7 protein-coding genes are annotated in these 8320 nt (G+C 60.3%); 6 read left to right on the plus strand and 1 reads right to left on the minus strand.

The window, feature by feature from the left end; genetic code table 11:
* The 6 genes from ENZ74_RS13505 to ENZ74_RS13530 form a co-directional block, all read left to right on the plus strand.
* Positions 1-1679 (plus strand): hydantoinase B/oxoprolinase family protein (locus ENZ74_RS13505; RefSeq protein ID WP_127312809.1); only part of this gene is annotated, 1679 nt, incomplete at its 5' end.
* Positions 1676-2170 (plus strand): acetone carboxylase subunit gamma, encoded by a 495-nt coding sequence (locus ENZ74_RS13510; RefSeq protein WP_063169875.1) that lies wholly within the window; start codon positions 1676-1678, stop codon positions 2168-2170. The genes ENZ74_RS13505 and ENZ74_RS13510, both read left to right, overlap by 4 nt.
* 87 nt (positions 2171-2257) lie before the next feature.
* Complete coding sequence (locus tag ENZ74_RS13515) at positions 2258-3085, plus strand: SDR family NAD(P)-dependent oxidoreductase (protein WP_013528123.1); 828 nt, start codon at positions 2258-2260, stop codon at positions 3083-3085.
* Positions 3086-3311: 226 nt separating this feature from the next.
* The gene (locus tag ENZ74_RS13520; protein WP_082826634.1) at positions 3312-4382 is read left to right on the plus strand and encodes an SGNH/GDSL hydrolase family protein; all 1071 of its coding nucleotides are present in this window, start codon (positions 3312-3314) and stop codon (positions 4380-4382) included.
* Complete coding sequence (locus tag ENZ74_RS13525; RefSeq protein ID WP_024501842.1) at positions 4379-5485, plus strand: acyltransferase; 1107 nt, start codon at positions 4379-4381, stop codon at positions 5483-5485. Before ENZ74_RS13520 ends, ENZ74_RS13525 begins: the two co-directional genes overlap by 4 nt.
* A 254-nt stretch (positions 5486-5739) precedes the next feature.
* Positions 5740-7050, plus strand: coding sequence for an O-antigen ligase (locus ENZ74_RS13530; protein ID WP_063169877.1), 1311 nt, complete (start codon positions 5740-5742; stop codon positions 7048-7050).
* 121 nt (positions 7051-7171) lie between these two features.
* On the opposite strand, the gene ENZ74_RS13535 is transcribed toward ENZ74_RS13530, so the two are convergent.
* On the minus strand, positions 7172-8320 hold a 1149-nt coding region (locus ENZ74_RS13535), incomplete at its 5' end, for a polysaccharide biosynthesis/export family protein (RefSeq protein ID WP_127312810.1).

An 8320-nucleotide genomic window follows, 5' to 3' on the forward strand; every position in this document is an offset into this window, starting at 1 on the left:
GCCTGGAGCAGGAGCGCTTCACCGAAGGCCTGTTCGTCTGCGCCGAGAAGATCGGCGAGAATGACGAGATCCGGCGCGACTACGTCATCCGCTGCGAGCGCAATCTGCGCATGCCGATCTACTGGGTGCTCGACGAGAAGGCCAAGGTCGCCTCCTGCATCGACATGCGCGAAAGCGTCAAGCAGCTGATCTCCGAGATCGGCCTCGACTACTGGATGAAGGTGTCGAAGGAGTTCATCGAGGAAGGTCGCCGCGCCCAGCTCGCCCGCACCCGCCAGCTCACCGTGCCCGGCATCTACCGCGGCCACACGTTCTACGGCCATGTCACGGCGGGAAAGCCCGGCTTCCAGCTGCTCGGCGATCCCGACTGGCTCTACAACATCCCGATCGAGATGGAGATCACGTCAGACGGCAAGATCACCATGGACTTCGAGGGCACGCAGCCCTGGGGCTACCATTCGATGAACTGCACGCCGGCCGGCATGGATGGCGGCATGTTCGTGACGCTGACCCAGCACATGAATTTCGAAGGCCTGGTCAATGACGGTGCCTGGATGGCGACCGAACTGAAACTGCCGCACGGCACCTGGACCAACCCCGACAACGAGATGGTGGCCACCGCCACCTCATGGGCGCTGCTGCTGCCGGCCTACGGTGTTTTCCAACGGCTTTTGTCGCGCAGTTTTGTCGCGCGCGGCTTCGTCGAGGAGGCCTTTGTCGGCCAGGTCAACAGCCCGATGATCGAGATGGGCGGCGAAAGCCAATACGGCACGCCGTTCGGCATGGCGCATTTCGAGTGCGCTGCCGCCGGGTCCGGGGCGCTCGCCATCAAGGACGGTCTCGACACCGCCTATGTCGGCTGGAACCCGGAATCCGACATGGGCAACATCGAGGTCTGGGAACAGTCGATGCCGATGGTCTATATCGGCCGTTCGATCGTGCCGAATTCCGGCGGCGCCGGTAAATATCGCGGTGGCTGTTCCTTCGTCTCGACCTGGCTGATCAACAAGACCTCACATCTGCGGCTCCACACCTCCGAGCACTCCTCGCGCGTGTTCGACAATGGCGGCATGTGCGGTGGTTATCCGGCGCCGACCTGCCAGAAGCATCGCGCGGTGCGCAACTCAGACATTCACGAACTGGCGGCAAAAGGCGAACCGCTGGCGCATTCGCCCGGCATCGACCCTGACGTCTCCGACTACGAGAAGAACATCGGCGGCGACCATGTCGTGGTCGAAGGCCCCTACATCACCTCGCCGCACAAATCCGGCGACATCTTCAGCCATTCCTACAATGGCGGCGGTGGCTATGGCGACGTGCTGGAGCGCGATCCGATCAAGACGGCATGGGATGTCGAGAACGGCTTTCTCACCCGTGAAGCGGCGGACCAGGTTTTCGGCATTGTGCTGAAGGACGATGAAGACGGTTATCCCGTCGCCGATATCGACGCCACGGTCGAACGCCGCGCCGCCATGCGCAAAGAGCGCCTGGCTAAGGCGATTCCGGTGGCGGATTGGATCGCCAAGGAGCGTGGCCGCGTCGGAAAGGCCGACTTCGCGCCCGAAGTGAAGAAAATGTACGCCAGCGCGATCAAGCTGTCGTCGCGCTTCACCAAGGAATTCAGCGATTTCTGGAACGTCGACGCCAAATCGATCTTCACGCCGGGAGCCAAGCCATGACCTCATACAGCAAGGAAGTTCTGGGCGATCTGGCCGCCGGCAAGCTGCCCTGGCCGCAGACAAGGCGCATCATGAGTGCCTACAAGGATGACGACCGTTTCTTCAAGATGGTTGCCGTCTATCAGGATCGTGTCGCCTGGAAGGACCCGATCCTGCTGCCGGTCTCGGACCATCTGTTCATCTGCCAGAGTGGCGATGAGCGCATTACCCGCTGCGAATGCGGCCACTCCTTCGGCGACTATCGGAAGAACTGGAAGCTCAACGCCGTGATTAACGTGCGCAACACCGAGGAGGCTTTGCGCGAGATCTATCCCAACAGCGATCTCCCTGATCCCGAATGGATGGAAATCCGGGAGTTCATCTGCCCGGAGTGCGGGACGCTGCATGAGGTCGAGGCGGCGGCACCCGGTTATCCCATCGTGTATGATTTCGAACCCGACCTCGAAGGCTTTTATCGCGAATGGCTGGGCAGACCGCTTCAGGGGTCCTGAACGCTCGTCGATGGAGGCTGCGCCGCTGTGATTGCCAAATCCGGTCAGGACTGATTGCCTGCCCAAACGAAGCGGAGACCGTGCGCCATGAACAACCTTTCCGGCCGTAGCGCCATCGTGACCGGCGGTTTCTCGGGCATGGGCTTCGCCATTGCCACGGCTTTGGCCGAGGCTGGGGCCAATGTCGCCGTCGGCTCCTACATCGCGCCTGCCGGCGCCGACAGATCCGATGCCGCCTACTATCCGGCCGCCGACGAGATCGAGCGCGTGCGCTCGGCCCTTGCCGCTCATGGAACGAAAGTTCACGCCGCACACCTTGACGTTCGCGACAGCGACGTCACCAACCGTTTCGCGGCTGACGCCGAGACGGCCATCGGCCCCGCCGACATTCTGGTCAACGCCGCCGGCACCACCGCCGAGCAGCCGGTCTGCGGCCATTCCGACGCGCTTTGGGACAAGATCGTCGACACCAACCTGACCGGCGCCTTCCGCGTCACGCGTGCCGTGCTGCCGGGTATGATCGAGCGCGGCTGGGGCCGCATCGTCAACATTGGCTCGACGGCCGCCTTGGTCGGGTGGAAGGACAACCCGGCCTACTGCGCGTCCAAGGCCGGCCTGCTGGGTCTCACCCGCTGCGTGGCGCTGGAAGGGGCGGCGCATGGCGTCACCTGCGTTATGATCAGCCCGACCTGGGTCGAGACCGAACTGATGCGCCGCAATGTGGCGCAGGTCGTGGAGCGCGAAGGCAAGGGGCGCACGCCAGAGGAAGCGATGGCCGAGATCGCCAGGGGCAACCCGCAGCAGCGCCTGCTGCAGCCGCGGGAGATCGCCGCACTGGCGGTCTTCCTGTGCTCCGATCTCGCCAAGGGCATCACCATGGAGAACATCCAGATCACCGGCGGAGCGCTTTGGTAGCGCTCCAGCGGGGTGCTTGCGAAAGTCCAACTGACGGGGACTGAAAAGGACCAGTGTCTAAAAAGGCGCCGGCATCAGGCGGGGCGCTTCCGCTTGCGACGACCGCCTTAGGACGGATTTTTCGCACGCGCCCTGCATCTCGCATGTGCGAAAAGTTCTTTCGCATCTGCGAGAAAAGGTGTTTACTGCTCTTGTAGCACTCGCCATTCTCACAGGCTGACTCTAGATGAAAGTAGCCGGTCTTCGGCCATTCCTGATAGCAGTGTTGGCGGCAGCTGGGTTAAATGGGCTCACTGATCGCTGTGCGCTTGCCGGGGAATCGGAGTTGCACAGCGCGCGGCTGGTTGGTCGCTTTTTGGCGACCGGAACCCAAGCCACATTTGAATGGCCGGGAACTGCCATCGAGGTTGAATTCCAAGGGGCATGGCTCGACGTAGTGCTTGACGACACAGGCCGCAACAGCATGGTCGTTGATGTTGACGGTGCTGTATCCCGCCTTGACTTGAAGAAGGGCGAACACACCTACAGAGTCGTATTGGATACGGTGGCCGCCCGGCACGCCGTGCGTCTTGTCCGCCGAACCGAAGCGTCATTCGGCGCGACTGTTCTCAAGGATATCCGGACCGACGGATCTTTTCTGCCGCCGCAGCCGAAAACCCGCAGCTTTTTAGTCATCGGCGACTCCATCTCGGCGGGTTACGGCGTCGAGGGCAAGGACGCCAAATGCCGGTTTAGCGCCGATACCGAGAACCAGTACTTGACCTTTGCCGCAGTCGTGGCGCGCCGCTTTGGAGCAGACGTTACGACGCTTGCAGCATCCGGGAAGGGCCTTGTCCGCAATTATGATGGCAGCACCAACGCAACGATGCGCGACCTCTACACGCGACTGATGCCGTCACGTCCTGACCGGGAGCAACTGCCTGATACCAATGTCATTGTCGTGCATCTCGGCAGCAACGATTTCAGTGGTGGCGCGCGGCCGCCGGATTTTGTCGCACGCTACGCGGACTTGCTTGCCCAATTGCGCGCCAACGCGCCTGGCGCAATGATCTATGCCGGTATCGGCCCGATGCTTTGGGGCGCCGACCTCGATGCCGCGGTGTCGGCCGTGAACAAGGCCGTGGCGGTCCGTCGTGCCGCGGGTGAAAGAAAAATTGCTCTGATACGATTCGACAGTCCGGGAGGAGTTGCTTCACGCGGCTGCGACTCGCATCCAAATGAAATCGGCCAGGGTCATATGGCCGATGAACTTGAGGCCCGTGTGAAAGCGGACCTTGGCTGGGAAGAGACAAAATGACTGTAGCTTCGACGGTTGGCGTAGAATCACCAACGGTGCTGCCGGACAGCACCAATGTTCGTCGCAAGCTGCTCGGGCTCCAAGTTCTAAGGTTCGTCGCCGCTTTTGCGGTGGTATTGTTCCATATTGGAAGCGGTTTTCAAATAGAGTTTGGTCTTAAGGAAAATATCTTTGGATTCGGAGCGTCAGGCGTTGATATATTCTTCGTAATCAGTGGATTTATAATCGCTTACACCACCGATGAGGCCAAAGGCGCCTGGCAATTCTGTCGCCGCCGCATAGTTCGTATCGTTCCGCTCTATTGGACGCTGACGGCAGGTATCGTGTTGATTGCGCTGATGAAACCCGGTCTGCTGAATTCGACCGTCGTGAGCGGCGAAACGATCCTGAAATCACTGTTCTTCATCCCGTTCGAAAAGGTCGACGGTTCGATTCAGCCGCTGCTCTTTCTCGGCTGGAGCCTCAATTATGAGATGTTCTTCTATGCAATATATGCTGCGTGCATAGCTTGCGGCCTGCGCGGCCCACTGTCGCCATCCATGTTCATAGTAGTTCTCGTGGCGATGGGTCAATTCATCCAGAGTGAAAACGTCGCTTGGCGCTTTTATACAAATCCGCTGATGCTGGAATTTGTTTTTGGCATCTTACTTTACCTGGCATATGTGCATAGTGCGAAGCTTTTCGTGGGACGTACGTGGCTTATGCTTGCGATTTTCGTGGCGACAATAGCCATTCGGCAAATGATACCTGATTTGCCCTGGCTTCTGGCGAACGGCGTCCCTGCCGTGGTTTTAACCGCCGCCGCTTTGTCTTGGTCGCCCCCCCGGACGCGCGCGATAACATTTCTGGTTTTGCTCGGAGATGCATCATACTCGCTCTACCTCTCGCACCCCTATGTGATCCAGCTGGCGAGCAAACTGCTACCGCATCAGTCAGGGCTGATGGCGCAGGGGCTGGCCGGCATCGTGGCATGCGCGCTGTCCATAGCGGTATCCATTGTCCTTTATACAATGATCGAGCGACCCGCGCAGGCTCTCTTCAATGGCTTGGCAGCCCGTAGGCAAGCCTCCTCGACGCTCAGGAAAACCGAAAATCATATCTGACTCGCGATGGGAACAGGCCGCCCACTGCCTCTGGATTTGTGACGGATCGCCCTGTTCCAAGGTGCGACGACTCGGTATCCGCCGCTTGGCCAATTCGCGTAAGATAAGTTGACCGGATTTGCCATTGAGCGCCGGGCGCGATAGGTTATATTGCACTGCACAATGGAGAAGCCGTTTATTGCACGCCCATGTCTGCGAAAAATCCGGCCGGCTCATGGCTTGCCGGCACTGGGTCGTGTCGGCGGGACTCTGAGATGAAGATTCCAAAGTCCCTGCTGGTCGATCCCGAGAAGAACTCGGTCTATGGCGCCTTTGCCGTAGCCGTCTCGATCTGGGCGTTTTCCTATTCGTTCATTTTCGGCCAGGTGCTGATCCTGGCCTACTACGCGGTCTGGCTTCCACTCGTCATGGTCGACTACCGGCGGTTTCTGCGGCATCTGTCCAGCGCCTGGCTGCCGCTGCTGTTTGCCGCCTATGTCTGCTTCTCGATTTTCTGGTCGGTTGCGCCGGGCATCACGGCAAGGACGGCGTTCCAATATCTCTCTCATATCGCTTGTGCCTATATCGCGGCGCGCACCGTCAGCGTGCGCGCATTGACGATAGGCGCCCTGGTCGGGATTTTCTTCATCCTGCTGTATTCGTTGCGGGTCGGCAATTATTCCGACGATGTTCTCGACGGCACCTACAATTTCGTCGGCGCGTTTGCCTCCAAGAACCAGCTCGGTTTTGTCGCCTCGCTCGGCATATATTTCAGCGTGGTGTTCCTTGCCTTTTACAGGCGCGGCCGGCTGAGCCTCATGCTTACAGCGCCTCTCATTCTGCTGTCGGCCTATCTGCTGTTCGTCTCGCATTCCGCCACCTCGATGGCCTCTATACCGGCGGTTCTGGCGCTGGTGACGCTTCTTGCGATGAGCAAAATTTTGTCACGGCGCTACCGCCGGGTGATTTTCCTGATCGGCGCCGGTCTGCTGGTCGTGACTGCCTTTGTCGCCTTGAATCTCGGGCTGATGGACTTCGTCCTCGGCCTCTTCGGCAAGGATTCGACGCTCACCGGACGGACCTATCTGTGGGAGCAGGGCTGGAATGCCGTGCAGAAATCGCCGATTCTCGGCGTCGGCTATGCCGCCTATTGGGTGCAGGGCTTCGCCGAAGCCGAGCGGCTGTGGAACGAGTTCTACATCACCACCCGCACCGGCTTCCACTTCCACAACACCTATATCGAGGCTCTTGTCGAACTCGGCTTCGTCGGAGCGACGCTGGTATCGCTGATCGTGCTGCGCACGCTCTACGGCCACGTGTCGGCGGTGGTCTTCAAGACATGGCGGGCCGAGCCGGTGATCCTCGCCGGCGTGATGGTGCTGCTGCTGATTCGTTCCTTCGTCGAGGTCGAGATACTCAACCCCTATTTTACGGGTTCCTTCTTGATGTACTACAGTTTCTTCAAGCTGGCGCGGCTGCCCGTTACTACCCGCACGCGGCGGTCGCAGGCGCCGGCGGATGCGGCCACGGGTGAAGCTGATTGGCCCCGGCATGCCGGCCGTCCGGCGGCCGCTGGGTCGTCATAAGCAATCAACTCGCGGGTTGAAGTCAGGGCAGCGGGAAGCCTTCGCCTGGCAAGCATGGTGCTCAGCAAAAATCCGCCCCTCACGGGACGGATTGAGATGCTGGATGGTATCGGGCTGTGGGCTACTGGCTGGCCAGCGGCGCCAGCTTGACCTTGATCACATCGCCAGGCAGCACGAGTGTGTCTTCCTTGGCGGCGATTTCGCTGGTCTTGCCGTCGACATTGCGCACCAGTGAATAAAGCAGGGCGGGCTGCTGATCATTTGTCATGGCGGCCACAGTCGCGGGATCGGTAGCCTGGGCTATCAGGCCTTTCTGCATATTCGCCTTCAGCGCGGCTTCGTTCAGGTCGGCTTCGGTCTGCTGCCGGGCGGTAGCGAGGTTTGAACTCAAGGTGTTCTGGGCATCGATGGCGTCCTGCTTCGCCTTGCTGATCGACTGCTTGGCGGTGAGGATGGCGGTTTCGTAGTCCAGGATCTTGCCCTGCAGGTCGGCAACCGACTGGCGCGAATCCAGCAGTCGGGCGTTGGCGATCAGGCCTTTCTGCGCTAGCGGGCCGATGCTGGCGAGCTGCTGCTGCGCCAAGTCGACCTGCTGCTGCTGGTTGACGATCTTCTTCTGCAGCGATTCGATCTCGGATTCCAAAACCCCTTTGAGATCGTCGAGCGCTTCAAGCTTCAGCTTCAGCGCCTTTTGGTCCGCTGTCAGGATAGTCATTTCGTCCGCGACGATGGCTGGCAGTCTCGGATCGCCCTCGACCTCCTTAGGCACGTCGAAACTGGCCTTGCCGGCCATATCCGCGTCGATGCGGGCGCGCCTGACGATCAGCCGAATGCGCTGGTCGTCGGAGACATCGAAATTGCCCTTGGCGGTAACCAAGTCCTTGCCGAGTTGAGGTCCGTAGTCGGCGTTTCGCCGGATGCCTCCGGCGACGCTGATGGCCTTCAACACTGTCAGGTCAGGCACATATGGAAACTGGCCGGGGTTCTGGACTTCGCCCGAAATGTAGAATGGCCGGAACTGCGCCATCTCGACCGAGGCTTCCGGTCTGTCTGACAAAGCGAGTTTTTTCTGCAAAGCCTCGCCGATCGCCGTTGCGATTTCGGACGTGGTCTTGCCGGAGGCCGGCAGTTCGCCGGCGAACGGCACCGACAGCGTGCCGGATGGACCGACCGTGTACTCGCCATTCACCGCCGACCAGTCACGGAATGTGCCTTCCACGGTCTGCCATTCGGCGACGCGGATGGTGAGCTTGTCCTGCGAGCCGAGGCG

The organism is Mesorhizobium sp. M7A.F.Ca.CA.002.15.2.1, from assembly GCF_003998715.1.
Lineage (GTDB): Bacteria > Pseudomonadota > Alphaproteobacteria > Rhizobiales > Rhizobiaceae > Mesorhizobium > Mesorhizobium ciceri.

Coding starts and splice junctions, on each gene's coding strand:
- ENZ74_RS13510 (WP_063169875.1), top strand. CDS start 1,676: ATGACCTCATACAGCAAGGAAGTTCTGGGCGATCTGGCCGCCGGCAAG.
- ENZ74_RS13530 (WP_063169877.1), top strand. CDS start 5,740: ATGAAGATTCCAAAGTCCCTGCTGGTCGATCCCGAGAAGAACTCGGTC.
- ENZ74_RS13515 (WP_013528123.1), top strand. CDS start 2,258: ATGAACAACCTTTCCGGCCGTAGCGCCATCGTGACCGGCGGTTTCTCG.
- ENZ74_RS13525 (WP_024501842.1), top strand. CDS start 4,379: ATGACTGTAGCTTCGACGGTTGGCGTAGAATCACCAACGGTGCTGCCG.
- ENZ74_RS13520 (WP_082826634.1), top strand. CDS start 3,312: ATGAAAGTAGCCGGTCTTCGGCCATTCCTGATAGCAGTGTTGGCGGCA.